Annotated in this window: 12 protein-coding genes and 1 pseudogene; 6 read left to right on the top strand and 7 right to left on the bottom strand. The window is 63.1% G+C overall.

Features of this window, described 5'->3' with window-relative positions:
* Positions 1-2: 2 nt before the first annotated feature.
* The 4 genes from JQ628_RS25040 to JQ628_RS25025 all read left to right on the top strand — a co-directional run bounded on the left by JQ628_RS25040 (position 3) and on the right by JQ628_RS25025 (position 3,055).
* Positions 3-791, top strand: a complete 789-nt coding sequence (locus JQ628_RS25040) for an ABC transporter ATP-binding protein (protein ID WP_212226487.1) — start codon at positions 3-5, stop codon at positions 789-791.
* A gap of 2 nt (positions 792-793) precedes the next feature.
* Positions 794-1,639 carry an ABC transporter permease gene (locus JQ628_RS25035; RefSeq protein WP_212226485.1) on the top strand — a complete coding sequence of 282 codons (846 nt, stop codon included), beginning with the start codon at positions 794-796 and terminating at the stop codon, positions 1,637-1,639.
* 66 nt (positions 1,640-1,705) lie between these two features.
* On the top strand, positions 1,706-2,911 hold the full coding sequence (locus tag JQ628_RS25030) for an alpha/beta hydrolase family protein (RefSeq protein ID WP_212226483.1): 1,206 nt from the start codon (positions 1,706-1,708) through the stop codon (positions 2,909-2,911).
* Complete coding sequence (locus JQ628_RS25025; protein ID WP_212226481.1) at positions 2,912-3,055, top strand: hypothetical protein; 144 nt, start codon at positions 2,912-2,914, stop codon at positions 3,053-3,055. It begins immediately after the preceding gene.
* 95 nt (positions 3,056-3,150) lie between these two features.
* On the opposite strand, the gene JQ628_RS25020 is transcribed toward JQ628_RS25025, so the two are convergent.
* The 7 genes from JQ628_RS25020 to JQ628_RS24990 are packed head-to-tail and all read right to left on the bottom strand — an operon-like array spanning position 3,151 to position 10,777.
* Positions 3,151-4,482, bottom strand: a complete 1,332-nt coding sequence (locus tag JQ628_RS25020) for an aminotransferase class III-fold pyridoxal phosphate-dependent enzyme (RefSeq protein WP_212226479.1) — start codon at positions 4,480-4,482, stop codon at positions 3,151-3,153.
* Positions 4,483-4,526: 44 nt separating this feature from the next.
* Positions 4,527-5,591 (bottom strand): ABC transporter substrate-binding protein, encoded by a 1,065-nt coding sequence (locus JQ628_RS25015; RefSeq protein WP_212226477.1) that lies wholly within the window; start codon positions 5,589-5,591, stop codon positions 4,527-4,529.
* Between the two features lie 44 nt (positions 5,592-5,635).
* The gene (locus JQ628_RS25010; protein ID WP_212226474.1) at positions 5,636-6,694 is read right to left on the bottom strand and encodes a histone deacetylase family protein; all 1,059 of its coding nucleotides are present in this window, start codon (positions 6,692-6,694) and stop codon (positions 5,636-5,638) included.
* A gap of 7 nt (positions 6,695-6,701) precedes the next feature.
* Positions 6,702-7,565, bottom strand: coding sequence for an ABC transporter permease (locus JQ628_RS25005; RefSeq protein ID WP_212226471.1), 864 nt, complete (start codon positions 7,563-7,565; stop codon positions 6,702-6,704).
* Positions 7,565-8,404 (bottom strand): ABC transporter ATP-binding protein, encoded by an 840-nt coding sequence (locus JQ628_RS25000; RefSeq protein ID WP_212226469.1) that lies wholly within the window; start codon positions 8,402-8,404, stop codon positions 7,565-7,567. The genes JQ628_RS25005 and JQ628_RS25000 overlap by 1 nt, the downstream gene beginning before the upstream one ends.
* A 17-nt stretch (positions 8,405-8,421) precedes the next feature.
* Positions 8,422-10,005: a gamma-glutamyltransferase family protein gene (locus tag JQ628_RS24995; RefSeq protein ID WP_212226463.1), complete on the bottom strand. Its 1,584-nt coding sequence runs from the start codon at positions 10,003-10,005 to the stop codon at positions 8,422-8,424.
* Positions 9,998-10,777 carry an IclR family transcriptional regulator gene (locus JQ628_RS24990; RefSeq protein ID WP_212226461.1) on the bottom strand — a complete coding sequence of 260 codons (780 nt, stop codon included), beginning with the start codon at positions 10,775-10,777 and terminating at the stop codon, positions 9,998-10,000. Before JQ628_RS24990 ends, JQ628_RS24995 begins: the two co-directional genes overlap by 8 nt.
* A gap of 1,148 nt (positions 10,778-11,925) precedes the next feature.
* Here JQ628_RS24990 and JQ628_RS24985 point away from each other — a divergent pair.
* Together JQ628_RS24985 and JQ628_RS24980 are read left to right on the top strand one after the other, a co-directional pair.
* Positions 11,926-16,461, top strand: a complete 4,536-nt coding sequence (locus JQ628_RS24985; protein ID WP_212226459.1) for an Ig-like domain-containing protein — start codon at positions 11,926-11,928, stop codon at positions 16,459-16,461.
* A gap of 340 nt (positions 16,462-16,801) precedes the next feature.
* A pseudogene (locus JQ628_RS24980) lies at positions 16,802-19,732 on the top strand (hypothetical protein); the annotation flags it as partial.

Genomic DNA, 19,732 nt, shown 5'->3' with positions numbered 1-19,732 from the left:
CGATGTTGACGGTCGAGAATCTCAACAAGACGTACATTTCGCATGGCTCGGAGACGCCGGCGCTCGTCGACATCAACCTGCGGATCGAGGAGGGCGAGTTCGTCTGCCTGCTCGGTCCATCGGGCTGCGGGAAGTCGACCCTGCTCAAGATCATTGCCGGCCTGATCCCGGCGACCTCGGGCCGGATTGCGATCAATGGCCAGCCGGTGAGCGGACCCGGTCCGGAACGCGCGGTGGTGTTCCAGGATTATGCGCTGTTTCCATGGATGACCGTGCGCGACAACGTCGAATTCGGACTTGAAGCGCGCAGGCTTCCGGTGACCGAACGGCGTGAGGTATCGAGCCGGCTCCTGAAGGTGGTTGGGCTGTCCGACTTCGCCGAACGCTTTCCGCATCAGCTTTCGGGCGGAATGAAGCAGCGTGTATCGATCGCCCGGGCGCTCGCGGTCGATCCGTCCTTGCTTCTGATGGACGAGCCGTTCGGAGCGCTCGATGCGCAGACCCGTCAGTTGCTGCAGGACGAGCTGCTGCGCATCTGGCGACAATATCGCAAGACGGTGATCTTCGTGACGCATTCGATCGAGGAGGCGATCTATCTGTCGGACCGCGTCGTCGTGATGACGGCGCGTCCGGGCCGCGTCAAGCAGATCATGATGGTGCCGGAGGCGCGTCCACGCGACATGGCGAGCATCGACATGAACCAGCGTCAACGCGAGGTGCGGGCAGTGCTGGCTGAGGAGATCGCGCGCGCGGCGGCCCTCGAAGAAGCCGACCTGATGGCGGGAGCCTGATCATGGCGGATGTGTCCTATTCGAAGAATGTCGTCGAGGAAGGTGCTGCAAGGGAAGCGGCAGTCAGATCGTCTCGGCGATGGATGCCCGGCCGCGAACGTTGGCTTGGCATCGCGACTATCGTTGCGTTCATTGCCATTTGGGAAATCGTCTATCGGCTCGGGCTGATGCCGACTTGGGCCTTCCCGTCGCCGTGGAAGGTGGTTCTCGCCTTTCAGGAGTTGATTGCGAACGGCAAACTCTTCACCAACACGGCCGCCAGCGTCGGCCGTCAGATCACCGGCGTGTTTCTCGCCGCGCTGGTCGGTATCCCGGCGGGCCTTGCGCTCGGCGCGTCGCCAACCGCGCGCGCCGCGTTCCTGCCGCTCTGCCGGCTGCTCTATCCGATCCCCGGCATTGCCTGGATTCCATTGGCGATCCTGTGGTTCGGCGTGGGCTTCACCTCGACCGTGTTCGTGATCTTCTTCTCCGGAATCTGGTCGATCATGTTCAACACGATGACGGGCGTGCAGACCCTCTCCGGGCAATACACCGACGTGGCCAAGGTCTATCTCGCATCCCGCAGTCTCTACACCCGCCGTATCCTGATTCCGGGCTCGCTGCCCTACATCATCACCGGCATGCGGCTGACCTACGGAGTCGGCTGGCGTGTCATCGTCGGCGCGGAGATGATTTCGTCGATCACCGGCCTCGGCTTTCTCATCGACGATGCCCGCTGGCAGCTGCGTCCCGACATCATGATCTGTGGCATGATCACGATCGCGATGATCGGTTGGGTATCGGAGAACTGGTTCTTTGATTGGGTGGAAGAGAAGACCCTTGTGCGTTGGGGTATGCGGACCGCCTGATCCACCTCACCATCCTGACATCATCGGAAAGCCCGCGGCAGCGGGCTCGAACGGGAAGGAGCCGCCATGACTGTGGGCGAGAAGAAGCTCATCGACGCCGAAGTTGTCGACACCCATCCACATTACGAGCCCTATGGCTGGCATCATTGGCCGGATTTCGCATGGCCGTCCTACCAGTTCCGTCGGGCGCTGGGAGAGACGCAGGAAGGAGGGGGGACGGTATCCGAGAGTTTCCTGGCCGCCAGCAGGATGATCCCCGGCGACTACGACAGTTGGCACCAGGAGTGGATGGTCGTTGCCGACAATAATATGCGGCGCGGCGAGGCCGAGGAGGCCAAGGGGCATATCCAGACGGCCATGAATTGCTATCTGCGCGCGGCCGACATGTACCGCTCGGCCGAGTTCTGGCTCGAGCCGGATGATCCGCGGCGGATACCGACGTTCGACAAATGCGAGAAAGCCACGCACAGCTTTTTGCGCTGGACGTGTCCGCAGGGCGAGGTCGTGCAAATCCCCTACGAGTCCGGCAAGCCGATGGCTGGCTATTTCATCCGTTCTCCGTTCGGCCGCGGCAAGCAGCCGGTTCTGATCTCCTTCGGCGGGCTCGATTCATTCAAGGACGAGCTGTGGTTCATGACCGGACGCGGTGCCCTGCAGCGCGGTCTTTCCGTCCTGCTGATGGACGGGCCCGGGCAGGGCGCGACCTTGCGCCGGCACGGCCTGACCACGCGGTTCGACTACGAGGTGCCCGTCGGCAAATGTATCGACTGGCTTGCCACCCGCAGCGACGTCGACATGAGCCGGATCGCCGTGTCGGGCTCGTCGCTCGGCGGCTACTACGCCGCACGCGCCGGCGCGATGGAGCCGCGCCTGGCGGCGGCGATTTCGCATGGCGGCGTGCTCAGCCTTTATGACCGATACAAGGACCGGCCGGAGAATCATGGTCTCGCCAGCCACATGAAGTGGGTGTTCGGCGCGGGCTCGATGAAGGGCGTTGCGGAGAAGACCATGCCGTTCGACATGCGCGGCGTCTTCGAGAACATGAAATGCCCTTACCTGATCCTGCATGGCGGACATGACGTGCTCGGTGTCCAGGCGGCCCGCGAAGGCTATGAATACGCCAGAAAGGCCGGCGTCGATGTCACCTTCATGCTTGTCGAAGCGGACATGACCGGGGCGGAGCACTGTCAGCACGACAACCCGACGCTCGGGCAGGAATTGATGATCGACTGGCTTGCCGACAAGTTCGGCATTGACCAGAGAAATCTGTGAATGACGAGATTTGCGCCCCGCTATCTGCGGCTTCAGAACCTCGTCATCGTATCCCTCCAGCGCATCGGGTCGCGCGCCAGCGTGATCGCTGCAAAGGCCGCAGAACGTCAGGAGGCGGAGCGCCTTCAGGCCGCCGTCCCATGAATTGGTGCACATCCGACGTCTGGCGAAGCTGAAGTATTTGTCAGGCGACCCCAAAGGATCGCCTCAGAGTCTTGCGACGTCCGCCCCGCGGTATCTCACAATGTCCGAACGCCGTTCTTGATGCCCTCGGCGATCTGATCGATCTGCTGCTCGTTGATGATGAGAGGCGGCGACAGGATCAGGGTATCGCCAAGGGCGCGAACGAAGATGCCGTTTTCGAGACAATGGTTCGCCACGGCTCGCGCCCGTTGACCGGGAGCGTTCGGCGCAGCTTCGATCTCTACAGCTCCAAGCAGGCCAAGGTTACGAATATCGCGGACCACGCCGCCGGAGCTCCTGATGTCGTGAATGGCGGCTTGCCATTTTCCGGCGATGCGCGCGACTTTCTCGAAGATGCCTTCCTCCTGATAGACATCGAGGGTGGCCAGCGCGGCGGCGCAGGCAAGCGGGTGGCCGGAGTAGGTGTAGCCATGGGCGAACTCGACCGTAGCCTCCGGTCCTTGTGACATGGCGTCATGCACATGGTGATGGACCAGCACGCCGCCCATGGGAACGGCGCCGTTGGTCATTCCCTTGGCGCAGGTGATGAGATCCGGCGTGACGTCCAGAGCCTGCGCGGCAAAGGGCGCTCCCAGTCTGCCGAAGCCGGTAACAACCTCGTCGAAGATCAGCAGGATGCCGTACTTGCTGGTGATCTCGCGCAGTCGCTTGAGATAGCCTTTGGGCGGCGGCAGCACGCCGCCGGCTCCGGCGACGGGCTCGACGATGACGGCTGCGACCGTCGAGGGATCCATCGCGGTTAGCAAGCCTTCCAGCGCATCCGCAAAGTCGACACCGTGCTCGGGCTCTCCCTTGCTGAACGCATTGCGGGTGAGATCATGTGTGTGTGGAAGGTGTGACACGCCCGGAAGCATGACGCCGAACTGCGCCCGCTGCCATCCGATGCCTGAGACCGAGAGCCCGCCGAATCCCATTCCGTGGTAACTGCGCTGCCGCCCGATCAGGCGCTGGCGATGACCTTCACCGCGCGCCCGGTGATAGGCCAGCGCCATCTTCAGGGCGGTATCGACCGCCTCGGAGCCGGATCCGGCAAGGAAGATGTGGTCAAATCCCTTCGGCGCGATCTCCATCACGCGATTGGTGTAGTGGAACGCGAGCGGATGGCCGAGCGAGAAGCTTGATGCGTAATCGAGCTTGCCCGCCTGGTGGCGAATGGCCTCGATGATCTTGGGATGGCAATGCCCGGCGTTGACGCACCAGAGGCCGGCGATGGCATCGAGCACCTGCCGGCCGTCAGGGGTCCTGTAGTGCATCCCCTTGGCCTCGACAAAGAACTCCGGTGCCGACTTGAAGCGCCGGTTCGGGGTCATTGGCATCCAGTAGGCGCCAAGGTCGTTCGGAGGAATGTCGAGGTTCGCTTGCTGCATTTGCGTTACTCCAGTCCTTGTTTGCCGTGGACGGTGACCCGGCGTCAGCGCGCCGAAGCTTGCTCGGCCGACTTGATGTCGAGGTTCCTGTTGATGTCTCCGACCAGGTCGTTCGTCGCGATCTCCTTCGCATCCATGGGCTGCTTGAGTATCTTCGCCCGCACCAGCCAGTCGACGTAGCTTTGGTAGATCTTGAGATCGCTCTCACCCCACTGCTCGCCTGGCTTGTCGAGCGTCCACTTCTCGGAGACGGTCTTGAGCAAGGTCGTGGTCCTGTCGAGTGCAGCGTCCGGAGTCAGTCCTGTCGGCACGACCTGCGGATAGACCTCCTGGAAGATGGCGGCGGCCTGGCGCGTATTTTTCAGAGTATATGCCACGCCCAGCGTGTATGCGCGCGCCAGGCGTACCAGCAGATCGCGCTTGTTCTTGACCGAGTCAGCGCTCGCCACGAGGCTGTTGGCCGGAAAAGAGTCGATCAGTGGATCCTTGAGCATGCGCATGGGAACGCCGGCAAGGCCCATCAGCGTGTACTGCGTGTCCCACTGGCTGACGGCATCGATCTCCTTGCGCTGGAGCAGGACAACGCTTTGTGCCGGCTGCCCCGATACGACGATGCGGATGTCGCGATCGGCGTCGAGACCGGCATCGGTGGCTGCCGACCGGGCCAGCACGACGCCTGCCGAGGCCATCGAGGTCACCCCGATTTTCTTGTCCTTTAGATCCGCATATTTCTTGATGGGGCTGTCCATCGGCACTGCGACGCCAAAAATGTTGCGGCGGTAGGCGGTGTAGAAGACCTGCGTCTTCACGCCAGTCTGCTGTAGGATCGCGACCGGTTCCGGGGTGGCGACGGCGGCCAGCACCTCGCCTGTCGCAACGTTGCGGACGCAGTCCGAAGATCCCGGAAAATTCACCAGTTCGACTTCGATGTCCTGCTGTTTGAACCAGCCAAGCTTCGTGGCAACGGCGATCGGAGCGACCCCGTGCGTTATCACGCTCGTGCACCAGCCAATGCGCACTTTATCCAGTGCGAGTGCGGGCGAGGTCGTGCCTGCAACGGCGATCACCGAGCAAAGGGCGAGGCTGGCACCCAGGTAGGTATGACGCATGTTACTCTCCAGTTCTGTTGCACGTGGGTTGAAGTGACATCCAGTCAGGTCCGTTTGTGCCGTGAGCAGAACCCACCGACGAAAGCTGCCGCGGCGTTCTCGGAGGCCTCCAGCGAATAGCCGCCCTCCTGCACGATGAGTGTCGGAAGCTGTAGATCGGCCAGCAATTCGCCGACTCGTGCAAAGGCATCCGTCGAGACATCGAGCAGGGATAGCGGGTCGTCACGGTGGGCGTCCCAGCCGGCCGACACCACGAGCACCTCGCTCTTGTGCGCGCGCACGGCTTCGACGAGATTTCGGCAGGCGTCGAGAAAGGTCTGGTCGCCGCTGCCGGGAGCAAGCGGCACGTTGACGTTGGCGCCGTATCCCTCTCCCTCGCCGTGTTCGTCGGCGTAACCGGAGAAGTAGGGATAGTAGGTTGTCGGGTCGGTGTGCACGGATGCGAACAGCACGTCCTTGCGATCATAAAAGATCGCCTGCGTGCCGTCTCCGTGATGCGTGTCGAAATCAAGGATGGCCACTTGGCCTACCCGTTTGCCGATGAGATCGGCGGCAATCGCAGCGTTATTGAGGAAGCAGAAGCCGGAGGCGCGCTCGGCGAATGCATGATGTCCCGGTGGGCGGCAAAGCGCGAATGCAGAGGCAGCACCATCGATAACTGCGTGCGCCGCCGAAAGCGCAGCCTGCGCCGATTCGTAGACCGCGCTCCAGGTGCCGGCGCCGATCGCGCAATTGAGGTCGCCGATGTACCAGCCTGCCTGCGCGTTGACCACGCTGCAGGGCGGTCCGGACGAAGGGCGCCGCACCGATCCCTTCCCGCGATACGGATGCGTGTTCGGCAGGACCTCCGGTCCCGCCTTGGGATTGGCTGCCCAACGCGCGTAGCTGGAGGCGAGAAAGTCCACATAGTCGCTGCTGTGCACGGCTTCGATGGAGTCGCGGCCATGGTCGGCAGGTGCTACTTCCTTCAGGCCGGCCTTGGTTAGCCTGCGGGCCAGTGCTTCCAGCCGATCGGGGTTCTCGACGGGCGGGGTGAGCTTGCCGAGTAGCATGATCTGCTGGGGACGATGCTCAAGCTGACGATTCGAATAATAGACGTTCATGGCAAGTTCACTGCTGCGACGCCGGGAGCGCGCCGTCGGCCTGGCGCGTCTTCGGCTCGGCGGCGGTCGTCTCGGCGGCGGCTTCGGGGTCAACCCGCCCGAGACGTTCCCAGAACAGCACGCGGTGGCGGATCATGATCAGGGTTTGGTTGAGTACGAGCCCGACGACCGCCAGGATGATCAGGACGGAAAACGATCCGGCGACGTCCATCATGAAATTCATGCTTTGCATCAGCATGCCGAGCCCGGCGTCCGCGCCGAGGAACTCGGTGACAACGGTGCCGATCAGCGACAGGGCCATGGCGATCTCGAGGCCCGCCATGATGAAGGGCAGCGCGCTCGGAAACCGCAGCATGGTGAATACCTGTCGTTCGCTGCCGCCGAGCGAGAGGATGAGATCGATGCGGTCCTTGTCGGCCGAGTTCAGTCCGGAGATCGTGTTGATCATCACCGGAAAGAAGGCCACCAGCGCCGCTGTCACGATCTTCGAAGTTACGCCGAGCCCGAACCAGAGAACGAACAACGGCGCGAGCGCGACCTTCGGCATCGACTGGAACATGATGATGTATGGGTAGATGAAGTAGGCGAAACGCCGGTTGAGTGCGACGGCTACTCCAAGTGCGAGGCCGAGCGATCCGCCAAGCGCAAAACCGGCAAGCACCTCGAACAACGTCACCGCGCCATGATAGAGATAGAGCCCGCCGGTCAAGCCGCGCCACAGCCCTTCGGCGACCGCGGATGCGGTCGGCAGGATGAACGCGGGAATTTTGAAGAGAGCCGGGCTTACTTGCCAGATGACGAGCACGAGGCACAGCAGCAGGATACTCAGAATTCGATTCCTGGGGGTGTCGAGGGAGGAGAGGTCGGGCATCAGTCCATGACTCCAGCTGTGCCGAAATGGGCGCGGACGCGGCGGACGTACTCGCCAAATGGCGGCGTGGCCATCATGTCGAGCGTCCGTTCCCGGGGAAGGTCGATGTCGAGCACCTCCGCGATGCGGCCCGGCCGAGGCGTCATCACAACGACCCTGTCGGCGAGAAACACGGCCTCGGAGATCGAATGGGTGATGAACAGGATGGTCTTGCTCTGGGCCAGCCAGAAGCGCTGCAATTCGACGTTCATGTGCTCGCGCGTCATGGCGTCGAGCGCCCCGAACGGCTCGTCCATGAGCAGCATCGCCGGATCATGCACCAGGGCGCGCGCAATGCCGACGCGCTGCTGCATGCCGCCGGAGAGCTCGGCGGGATAGCGCTGTTCGAATTCACTCAATCCAACGAGCTCGATGAGCTCACGCGCCCGCGACAGATACTTCTTTCGATCAAGCTTCTGGACGTCGATTGGGACCAGCACGTTGTCGAGAACGGTGCGCCAGGGAAACAGCACGGGCGACTGGAACACGACGCCGATGTCGTGCCGCGGCCCCTCCAGCTTGCGGTTGCCGAACCAGACAGTTCCCGTGCTGGTCGGGATCAATCCTGCGAGAATACGAAGCAACGTCGATTTCCCGCAGCCTGACGGGCCCACAACCGCGACGAATTCGCCGAGGCCGATGTCGAGCTTGATATCCTGAAGCGCGGTTACGACCGGCCCGCGCCCGCCGAACAGCTTGCCGACCTCGTTGATGCGGATGAAGTCGCGCGTGCTCGATGCGACGGGCGCGCGATGCTTGGGATACGCTTCCGCAGTGGATGCACCTTTCAACAGCGTCATTGCTGACTTCCTTCCAACTAAAGAGCCAAGGACATTCCATCCTTGCGATGGTCGGACGCTCCGAACATGATTCCGCGGTGGTGATCGACCCAGATTGCCTGCGCGCCCCCGATCGGAAGATCGGACCAGACAACCGCGTGTCCGCGGCGGGCAAGTTCGTCGAAGGTAGCCTGCGGGATTGTCCTCTCGAGCGATAGCTTTCCGTCGAAGGCAAATGAACGCGGCTCGTCGCTGGCTGCCTGAATGTCGAGCCCGCGATCGAAAATCTGCGAGAGAAAGTGCGCATGGCCCGCGGCCTGGTAGTGGCCTCCCATCACCCCAAACGGCATGATCGGCTTGCCGTCGCGGAAAACCAGCCCGGGAATGATCGTGTGCAGCGGCCGCTTATGGGGCGCGATGACGCAGGGGTGCTTGGGGTCCGTCCGAAATCCGCTTCCCCGATTGTGCAGGAGAACGCCCGTCGTCGGTTCGAAAATGCCGCTTCCGAAAGGCGCGAACAGCGAATTGATCAGCGATACCGCGTTGAGGTCGCGATCAACAGCGCAAACATATACGGTGTCCTTGTGTTCGGTCAGGTCCCAGTGTTCGGGCAGCGAGGCCTTGCCGGGGTCGATGCCATCTGTGGTCCGGGCGGTAAAAGCATCCGAAAGAAACCGCGCAACTGGCACGTCGCCTTGCGTCGGGTCGCAGAAGTAGGAATCGCGGACGCGATACGCCGCCTTGGTGGCCTCGGCAAGAAGATGGATACGATCCGCCTCGCTATGCCGGTCGTTCCCAAACGACAGGTTTTCGACGACGCGCAGGATCATGAGGGCGGCCAGACCCTGTCCGGGCGGCGGACACTCGTAGACCTCGTATCCGCGATAGCGGGTCTCGACCGGCTCCACGTAATCGCAACGATGCCGGGCGAAATCTTCCTCCTGATGCAGCCCGCCAGCCTCGCGCAGTTTGGCGGTCAGGGCCTTGGCCACTTTGCCGGAGTAGAATCCGGCGGCACCCTCGCGACCGACGCACCGCAGCGTCTCGGCAAGCGCACGGTTGCGGAAGAGGTCGCCGATGTCCGGCGCGCGACCGCCGGGGAGATAGGCGGCGCGGGTTGCCGGATCCACCGAGAGCTTCTCGGTTTGCCGGCCCCAATCCCAGGCGACGCGAGGCGTCACGCGCATGCCTTCCTCGGCGAGGCGGACCGCGGGCGCAAGAACCTCTGAAAGAGGTTTTGATCCGTGGTCACGGTTCAGCGTGCACCACGCCGAGATCGCACCGGGTATCGTCACTGCATGCGCGGAAGTCGGAGGAATTTCACGGATGTCACGATCGACATACCATTCGGCCCTTGCCGCGCCAGGCGCACGCCCCGAGCCGTCAAGCGCAATCGGTGCCGCGCCACCCATGGAGAACAGTGCGAAGCAATCGCCGCCTATGCCGGTCATATGCGGCTCGACGACGCCCAGCACGGCGATGGCGGCGAGGGCCGCGTCGACGGCGTTGCCGCCGGATCGCAGCATATCGAGGCCGGCCATGGAGGCAGCCGGATGCGACGTGCAGATCATGCCGTTCTCGCCAACCGCCATCGATCGGCCTTGCTTTGTGAAGTCACGCACGGCTTGAAACCTCCGCCGAAATTTGCCGGGCGGCGCGCGCAAGGCGCGGCCCGATCTCGTTCTCGAGCTGCGCGGCGGTGACCTCAGACGGCATTCCACCGCAATTGAACGCCAGAACCGCACCGTCCGCGGTCACGACCGGAGCGCCGACCGCATAGACATCTGGCTGGCGGTCACCGAGAGACACACAAAAGCCGCGCTTGGCGATCGACTCGAAGGCCGCGTCGACGCGCGCGCGCACGCCGCGCCATTCGCTGCGCGGCCACTGTAGCCGGATCCGCTGCAACAATGCCTCGCGCTCGCCCTCTGCCAGGGCGAAGAGATAGGCGCGGCCCATGGCCGAAGTCTCGATCGGAAGTCGCGAGCCCAGGTCGAACCTTGCCGGACGCATTTGCGGATGATGCGCCGTCTCGATGGTGAGCATGACCAATTGGTCGCGCATGCCGACCGATGCAGGCAGGCGCGAGAAATCCGCGATTTCCTGAAGGACGGGACGGGCGGCGATGCGGTGAGGCATGCCGGCGAGCAGCGAATGGCATAAGGCAACGATTCCGGCCCCTAGCTGGTAGTGCCCGGTGCGTGGAACAATCGTCAGGTAGCCAAGCGCGGCAAGCGTCTGGCTCAACCGCGAGATAGTCGGCTTCGACAGGCCTGTGCGCTCCGCCAACTCACTGTTGCTCAGGGAACTTTCGCCGGGCTTGAAAGCCCGAAGCACCGACAGGCCGCGCGCCACGGCCTGGACGAGTCGCACGTCGTCGGAGGACGCCTCCAACGTGGCCGTACTGGTCTTTCGCTCGACGGCGGTAAGTCTGGCCATGGAGCCTCCATTTCAGAATTTAATTTCACTATTCGAAATTAATAGTGTCAAGGGTCGACGTGCCAAAACAAGGGGCAACGGCCGATCAGATCACAGGCACGGTGTCTTCAAATCGGGCGCGCGGAGGCTGTGGCTGTGGGGCTGTTTGCTCACCGCCGCGAGACGAAACTCGATCGGCGGAAGCGTGCCACATGCGGTCAGGCGAAGACGAAGCCAGGCAAGTTTGGTGCAGCGAGCAGAATGCGGCCAGCGATGCGTACGGCGGATCGATTGTAGGAACTCATGACTCGCGCCGTCTCACGTCGATCAATATGCGAACGTACGTCGCTGTTGGCTTAGGCGAACGCAGGTCGGGCTTGGGCAAATGCACGCATGCGAGCCAAGGCTAACAACAGCCCGTGCGTTCGGTGTTAGTAGCTTCGCTAAGCTGAGGCCGAACCTGCATCCAGCGCGTCGGCCATCCGACGGATGCCTGCTCTTTCATGGTCGCGGCCTCTTGATGGGTGTAGAGACCGCCTTTAGCGCAAGGCGCGTGCCATAAAACGCCCATTGAAAATTCTACGGAATTTGATGTGACGTGAGGCGCCGCGTCGTTGTTCCGAACAACGTGTCGTGAATCCCGACAGCCTCTGATCTGTTCGGCGAGCCTAACCCCCGTGTCACGATCGCAGTGAAGTCTTGAAAACTCCCGCTGCTCGACGATTGCGATTTTGTCGTAGGTGATTGGACCAATGCGTGCCGTGACTGTCACGGTGGGTGGGGACTGTTATTCAGCGTCAGGGCGAAGAATGCCTGACACTCTCGGTGAGAACCGACATCGTGTCGGGTGACATCCTGGTTGTGCAATGACTCGCAGGGCGATGCTTGGATGCATCTTGCTTGTCATCAAAAGAACTCTGACGCGCAACAGGGTTTCGCGTTGGACACGCCGGCTCGTTTTGCATTGTAGTGGCGGCGTCAACTGGGAGGCGATCTACGGCACGTCGCATCGCAGCATTTGGCATCTCGATCCATTCAGGCGTCTTGCAAATGTGCCGCGCCGCGTGACGCGGTGTCGCGGGACCATAGCTGCGGCGCGATGATCAGTTTGAGGATTCACGCCCATGCCGACAACGATTGGGAACCGGATCACGCTCGACGGCGATTTCAGCGACTGGTCATCGGCCGATCTGGTTGAGCGACCGCTCAACAGCGTGACGGACTATCAGGTCTACGGTGCGCTCCTCGACGATGCATCAGGCAAGACCTATGTGATCGGCATCGAGGCGGCCGTCGCGACCGATCCGGCCCTCGCCGCCAGTACGTACATCTTTCTCAATACGGATCAAAACACCGCAACCGGCACCCAGGTGTTCGGCAGCAGCGTGGGCGCCGAGTATTCCGTGCAGTTCATCCTCGATACGGACAGCGTGCTTCGGCCCTATCTGTATGACAGCGCAGGGACCCTGCTCAACAACGGCGCGCCGCTCGACTTCGGCGTTTCCGGCGATGGCGACAGTGTCGAAGTCGCGATCCCCCAGGCCCTGCTGACGCCCGCCGGCGGTGCCGCGCCCACCTCGATCGATTTCGGCGCGCTGATCAACAACAGCGTGACGCTGCCGGGCTTTTTCGCCAATCCGATCTACAGCATCACCGATCCGTCAACGCTGGTCCCGGTGGATCACACGGTCAAGAAGGTCGCCATCGTCTATTCGGCGACGACGGCCGCCCTGTATTTCGGCGGCGGAGCGGCAGGCGAGACCGCCTATGCCGACCTGTTCATGGCGGCGCAGCATCAGGCGGCGGCAGCCGGTGTTTCCTATGATCTCCTGACCGAGGCCGACCTGACCGACGTCGCCAAGCTCTCGCAGTACAGCGCGCTGATCTTCCCGAGCATGGAGAATGTGCAGTCGAGCGAGGTGTCCGCGATCGTCAGCGCGCTGCGAGAGGTGGTCTACGACTATCACGTGCCGATCATCACCGCCGGCAATTTCCTGACCAACGACCAGACCGGCGCGCCGCTGCCCGGCAACTCCTACGCCAACATGCAGGAGTTGCTGAACGTCACGCTGAACACGTTCGGCACGGCCACCTATTCCGTGACGGCGGATCCGGCCGCGCTCGCCGCCGGCAATCCGGTCATTTCGGGCTACGCGCCGGGCGAACTGATCGGCGGCGCCAGCGGCGAGTTCGCCGGGCAACCGGCCGGCCTTTACACCAACACCGGCTACCTCAGCTTTTCCGGCGTGACCCAACCCGCCACGGTGCTGGCGGACATCAATATCCAGGGCGGAGGCACGGTGGCCGGCGTGGTGCAGACAACCACGGGCGGCACGAACACCGTATTTTCGACCACGGGCCTGCTCGGCGACAGCAACCTGCTGCAACACGCCATCCAGAACGCCGTCTTCGGCACGACGCCGAGCCTGACGCTGGACGTCTCGCGCATGGAGGGCGTGTTCGTCTCGCGCACCGATCTGGATCAGTCGCAGTTCCCGGCCGACGTCTCGCCCGAGAACGGCGCGCCGGGCATCTACGATCAGATGATCCCGATCCTGCAGCAGTGGAAGCAGCAGTACAATTTCGTCGGCAGTTACTACGTCAATATCGGCGACAACGCCAATCCGGCCAACGAGAACTTCACCAACTGGGCCGTGTCCGCCGCCTATTACAACGCGCTCATGGCGATGGGCAACGAGATCGGCAGCCACTCCTATACCCATCTGATCGATCCGCCAGACCCCGCCTGGGCCGAGAACACCAACACGCTCTTTGTCACGCCGCCTGGCAATGCGCCGAACTGGACGTTCGCCTACGAGTTCGGGCTGTCGAACGCGATCCTGGAGCAGCAGCTTGGCATCACGCTGGCCGGCGCGGCGGTGCCGGGCGCCAACGACTCGATCACGACCTCGCAGCAGATCCTGCAATATTACCAGTCCGCCGGCGGGCTCACCGGCTACGTCACCGGCGGCTGGACCGGTGTGGGGGCGGGCTATCCCAACGCTTTCGGCTACATCGATCCGAACAACACCGGCTCGGTCTATATCGCGCCGAACGTCACGTTCGATTTCACCGAGATCGGTTTTCAGCAAAAGACCCCCGAACAGGCGCTGGCCGACTGGCAGACGCTGTTCGGCCAGCTTTCGGCGAATTCGGAGGCGCCGATCATCGTCTGGCCGTGGCACGACTATGGCGTGACGAACTGGGACACCAGCGGCACGGGCGCAGATCAGGGCTACACCACGCAGATGTTCACGGACTTCATCGCCTATGCCTACGCTCAAGGCTATGAATTCGTGACCATGGCGGATCTCGCCGAGCGCATCGCCGCGCAGCAGAAGGCGACGCTCACCGAGACCACCAGCGGTAACGTGATCACCGCGACGATCACGCCGGATGTCACAGCGCCAAATCTCGGCGGGATGGCGCTGAACGTGACCAACGCCGCCACCGGTGAGGTGATCCGGAACGCGGGCACCTGGTACGCCTACGACACCGACAGCATCTTTTTACCCTCTGGTGGCGGCACGTTCGCTGTCACCCTCGGCACCACCCAGGACGACCTCACCCATATCGACGAGCTGCCGATGCGCGCCGATCTGTTGTCCGTGACCGGCGACGGGTCGAATTTGTCCTTTGCGATGCGTGGCGACGGCGTCGTCGGCGTCGACCTCAAGGCACCGGGCGCGAACGTCGTGTCTGTCCAGGGCGCGCCGACCGCTACGTTGAGCGGCGACGATCTCTCCCTGATCTTCAACGATGGCGCCCTGGCGATCGATCCCAACGGCCCGCAGGGGCTGGCCGTCCAGCACAATGTGGTGATCTCGCACGGCGCAACCGCAGTCACCTCCGCCGGCAATGACTGGATCTTTGGCGGGACTTCCAACGACGAAATGGCTGGAGGCGCCGGCAACGACGCCCTCAATGGCGGCGGCGGCACCAATACCGCGGTCTATTCGGGAACGACAGGCAATTACAGCTTCGTGCAAAACCCCGACGGCAGCCTCACCGTGACCGACTTGCGTGCCGGCTCTCCCGACGGCACCGATACCGACCTCAACATCCAGTTCTATCGGTTCGGCAACGGGGTGACATTCACTCAGGCCCAGTTGCTGAACGGCGCCAACAATCCGCCGGTGGCGCAGGCCGGGACCGGTTCGGGTAACGAGGACGCCGACATCACCGGACAACTGGTGGCGACGGACGTCGATGCCGGCAATGTCCTGACCTACAGCGTCGTGGACGGTGCCGCCCATGGCACGGTGGTGGTCAACCCGGATGGCAGCTACACCTATACGCCGGCCGCGGATTACAACGGCAGCGACAGCTTTACCTTCAAGGCCAACGACGGCACGGCGGATGGCAATGTTGCAACCGTCAGCCTCACCATCAATGCGGTGAACGACGCGCCGGTAAATACCGTCCCCGCGGGGTCGTTGACAACGCCCGGCAACACCAACCTCTCGATATCCGGATTGGCCCTCAGCGACGTCGATGCGACAGCCTTGACGACCATACTGCGCGTCGATCATGGCACGCTGACGGTTGCCACCGGAAATGCCGCCGTCTCCGGCAATGGCACTGGAACGGTGACGCTCACCGGCACTGCGGCCCAGATCAATGCAACGCTCGCCGCGGCGAACCACGTTGTCTATCACGGCGCGGTGGGTTTTGCCGGAGCCGATACCTTGACGATCACCAGCAGTGATGGCGGTGGTACCGGAAGCGGCGGCACGATGAGCGACGTTGATGTCGTTTCGATCACTAACCTCACCAGCCCCCCGCGCGCGCCCAACGACTTCAACGGCGACGGCATGAGCGACATCGTGTGGCGCCACGATTCCGGCTTCGTGCAGATCTGGGATATGGGCGGCGCCACGCTTCTCAGCGCCAACTCGGTGGGCGCAGTGCCTGCCGCCTGGAGTATCGCCGGCACCGGCGACTTCGGCGGCGACGGCAAGGCAGATTTGCTCTGGCGCCACGACTCCGGCGCCGCGCAGATCTGGGACATGGACAACGGCGCCATTGCCGGCACGCATGCGCTGGGATCGACCCCCACAGCCTGGCAACTCGCGGACACCGGCGACTTCAACGGTGACGGCAAGACGGATTTGCTCTGGCGCCACGACTCCGGCTTCACGCAGATCTGGGACATGAACGACGGCGCCATTGTCGCCACCCATTCGCTCGGCGTGATCCCGGCGGCCTGGAACCTTGCCGGCTCCGGAGACTTCAACGGCGATGGCACCACGGACTTGCTCTGGCGCCACGATTCCGGCGCCACCCAGATATGGGACATGCACGACGGCGCCATGCAGGCGGTTCACAACCTGGGCGTGGTCCCAACCAATTGGGAGGTCGCCGGCACGGGCGATTTTAACGGCGACAGTAACGCCGACATCCTCTGGCACAACAATGCTACGGGCGTCGTCGCGCTCTGGGACCTCGACAACAGCAGTCTGGTCGCCAGCAAGCCTGTGGCAGCCCTGCCGAGCAACTGGCATATCGAAAATACCGGCGACTACAACGGCGACAGCAAGAGCGATATCCTGTTGCGCAACGATGCCGGTGTGGCCACGATCTGGGAAATGAACGACAACACGATTGTTGGCAGCGGTTCGCTAGGCCTGGTGCCGCAGACCTGGCATATCATCGCCTAGACATTCCCGGTACCGAGGGGAGCAGAACTGGAGTGGCGGATTACGCAGACGCTAATCCGCCCACGAACTGCCTGAGCCCGCAGGGCGGTTGGCGACTGCCTGGAAGCGTCTCGCTGTCATCAAAAGAACTCTGACGCGCAACAGGGTTTCGCGTTGGACAGGCCGGCTCCTCTTGCATTGTAGTGACGCCGTTAGCCGGGAGACGGACTGCCGGACCGTCAGCATCGCAGCATTTCGCATTTTCGATCCATTCAGGCGTCTTGCAAATGCGTCGCGCCGCGTGACGCGGTGTCGCGGGACCATAGCTGCGGCGCGATGATCAGTTTGAGGATTCACGCCCATGCCGACAACGATTGGGAACCGGATCACGCTCGACGGCGATTTCAGCGACTGGTCATCGGCCGATCTGGTTGAGCGACCGCTCAACAGCGTGACGGACTATCAGGTCTACGGTGCGCTCCTCGACGATGCATCAGGCAAGACCTATGTGATCGGCATCGAGGCGGCCGTCGCGACCGATCCGGCCCTCGCCGCCAGTACGTACATCTTTCTCAATACGGATCAAAACACCGCAACCGGCACCCAGGTGTTCGGCAGCAGCGTGGGCGCCGAGTATTCCGTGCAGTTCATCCTCGATACGGACAGCGTGCTTCGGCCCTATCTGTATGACAGCGCAGGGACCCTGCTCAACAACGGCGCGCCGCTCGACTTCGGCGTTTCCGGCGATGGCGACAGTGTCGAAGTCGCGATCCCCCAGGCCCTGCTGACGCCCGCCGGCGGTGCCGCGCCCACCTCGATCGATTTCGGCGCGCTGATCAACAACAGCGTGACGCTGCCGGGCTTTTTCGCCAATCCGATCTACAGCATCACCGATCCGTCAACGCTGGTCCCGGTGGATCACACGGTCAAGAAGGTCGCCATCGTCTATTCGGCGACGACGGCCGCCCTGTATTTCGGCGGCGGAGCGGCAGGCGAGACCGCCTATGCCGACCTGTTCATGGCGGCGCAGCATCAGGCGGCGGCAGCCGGTGTTTCCTATGATCTCCTGACCGAGGCCGACCTGACCGACGTCGCCAAGCTCTCGCAGTACAGCGCGCTGATCTTCCCGAGCATGGAGAATGTGCAGTCGAGCGAGGTGTCCGCGATCGTCAGCGCGCTGCGAGAGGTGGTCTACGACTATCACGTGCCGATCATCACCGCCGGCAATTTCCTGACCAACGACCAGACCGGCGCGCCGCTGCCCGGCAACTCCTACGCCAACATGCAGGAGTTGCTGAACGTCACGCTGAACACGTTCGGCACGGCCACCTATTCCGTGACGGCGGATCCGGCCGCGCTCGCCGCCGGCAATCCGGTCATTTCGGGCTACGCGCCGGGCGAACTGATCGGCGGCGCCAGCGGCGAGTTCGCCGGGCAACCGGCCGGCCTTTACACCAACACCGGCTACCTCAGCTTTTCCGGCGTGACCCAACCCGCCACGGTGCTGGCGGACATCAATATCCAGGGCGGAGGCACGGTGGCCGGCGTGGTGCAGACAACCACGGGCGGCACGAACACCGTATTTTCGACCACGGGCCTGCTCGGCGACAGCAACCTGCTGCAACACGCCATCCAGAACGCCGTCTTCGGCACGACGCCGAGCCTGACGCTGGACGTCTCGCGCATGGAGGGCGTGTTCGTCTCGCGCACCGATCTGGATCAGTCGCAGTTCCCGGCCGACGTCTCGCCCGAGAACGGCGCGCCGGGCATCTACGATCAGATGATCCCGATCCTGCAGCAGTGGAAGCAGCAGTACAATTTCGTCGGCAGTTACTACGTCAATATCGGCGACAACGCCAATCCGGCCAACGAGAACTTCACCAACTGGGCCGTGTCCGCCGCCTATTACAACGCGCTCATGGCGATGGGCAACGAGATCGGCAGCCACTCCTATACCCATCTGATCGATCCGCCAGACCCCGCCTGGGCCGAGAACACCAACACGCTCTTTGTCACGCCGCCTGGCAATGCGCCGAACTGGACGTTCGCCTACGAGTTCGGGCTGTCGAACGCGATCCTGGAGCAGCAGCTTGGCATCACGCTGGCCGGCGCGGCGGTGCCGGGCGCCAACGACTCGATCACGACCTCGCAGCAGATCCTGCAATATTACCAGTCCGCCGGCGGGCTCACCGGCTACGTCACCGGCGGCTGGACCGGTGTGGGGGCGGGCTATCCCAACGCTTTCGGCTACATCGATCCGAACAACACCGGCTCGGTCTATATCGCGCCGAACGTCACGTTCGATTTCACCGAGATCGGTTTTCAGCAAAAGACCCCCGAACAGGCGCTGGCCGACTGGCAGACGCTGTTCGGCCAGCTTTCGGCGAATTCGGAGGCGCCGATCATCGTCTGGCCGTGGCACGACTATGGCGTGACGAACTGGGACACCAGCGGCACGGGCGCAGATCAGGGCTACACCACGCAGATGTTCACGGACTTCATCGCCTATGCCTACGCTCAAGGCTATGAATTCGTGACCATGGCGGATCTCGCCGAGCGCATCGCCGCGCAGCAGAAGGCGACGCTCACCGAGACCACCAGCGGTAACGTGATCACCGCGACGATCACGCCGGATGTCACAGCGCCAAATCTCGGCGGGATGGCGCTGAACGTGACCAACGCCGCCACCGGTGAGGTGATCCGGAACGCGGGCACCTGGTACGCCTACGACACCGACAGCATCTTTTTACCCTCTGGTGGCGGCACGTTCGCTGTCACCCTCGGCACCACCCAGGACGACCTCACCCATATCGACGAGCTGCCGATGCGCGCCGATCTGTTGTCCGTGACCGGCGACGGGTCGAATTTGTCCTTTGCGATGCGTGGCGACGGCGTCGTCGGCGTCGACCTCAAGGCACCGGGCGCGAACGTCGTGTCTGTCCAGGGCGCGCCGACCGCTACGTTGAGCGGCGACGATCTCTCCCTGATCTTCAACGATGGCGCCCTGGCGATCGATCCCAACGGCCCGCAGGGGCTGGCCGTCCAGCACAATGTGGTGATCTCGCACGGCGCAACCGCAGTCACCTCCGCCGGCAATGACTGGATCTTTGGCGGGACTTCCAACGACGAAATGGCTGGAGGCGCCGGCAACGACGCCCTCAATGGCGGCGGCGGCACCAATACCGCGGTCTATTCGGGAACGACAGGCAATTACAGCTTCGTGCAAAACCCCGACGGCAGCCTCACCGTGACCGACTTGCGTGCCGGCTCTCCCGACGGCACCGATACCGAC

Origin of the sequence: Bradyrhizobium lablabi (assembly GCF_018129385.1) — a bacterium.
GTDB lineage: Bacteria > Pseudomonadota > Alphaproteobacteria > Rhizobiales > Xanthobacteraceae > Bradyrhizobium > Bradyrhizobium lablabi_C.
This window is presented reverse-complemented; position numbering and strand designations above follow the sequence as displayed.

Excerpts from the sequence above, each read along its gene's own strand:
- JQ628_RS25035 (WP_212226485.1), top strand. The coding sequence starts at position 794 with ATGGCGGATGTGTCCTATTCGAAGAATGTCGTCGAGGAAGGTGCTGCA.
- JQ628_RS25005 (WP_212226471.1), bottom strand. The coding sequence starts at position 7,565 with ATGCCCGACCTCTCCTCCCTCGACACCCCCAGGAATCGAATTCTGAGT.
- JQ628_RS25030 (WP_212226483.1), top strand. The coding sequence starts at position 1,706 with ATGACTGTGGGCGAGAAGAAGCTCATCGACGCCGAAGTTGTCGACACC.
- JQ628_RS25025 (WP_212226481.1), top strand. The coding sequence starts at position 2,912 with ATGACGAGATTTGCGCCCCGCTATCTGCGGCTTCAGAACCTCGTCATC.
- JQ628_RS25015 (WP_212226477.1), bottom strand. The coding sequence starts at position 5,591 with ATGCGTCATACCTACCTGGGTGCCAGCCTCGCCCTTTGCTCGGTGATC.
- JQ628_RS25000 (WP_212226469.1), bottom strand. The coding sequence starts at position 8,404 with ATGACGCTGTTGAAAGGTGCATCCACTGCGGAAGCGTATCCCAAGCAT.
- JQ628_RS25010 (WP_212226474.1), bottom strand. The coding sequence starts at position 6,694 with ATGAACGTCTATTATTCGAATCGTCAGCTTGAGCATCGTCCCCAGCAG.
- JQ628_RS25040 (WP_212226487.1), top strand. The coding sequence starts at position 3 with ATGTTGACGGTCGAGAATCTCAACAAGACGTACATTTCGCATGGCTCG.
- JQ628_RS24985 (WP_212226459.1), top strand. The coding sequence starts at position 11,926 with ATGCCGACAACGATTGGGAACCGGATCACGCTCGACGGCGATTTCAGC.
- JQ628_RS25020 (WP_212226479.1), bottom strand. The coding sequence starts at position 4,482 with ATGCAGCAAGCGAACCTCGACATTCCTCCGAACGACCTTGGCGCCTAC.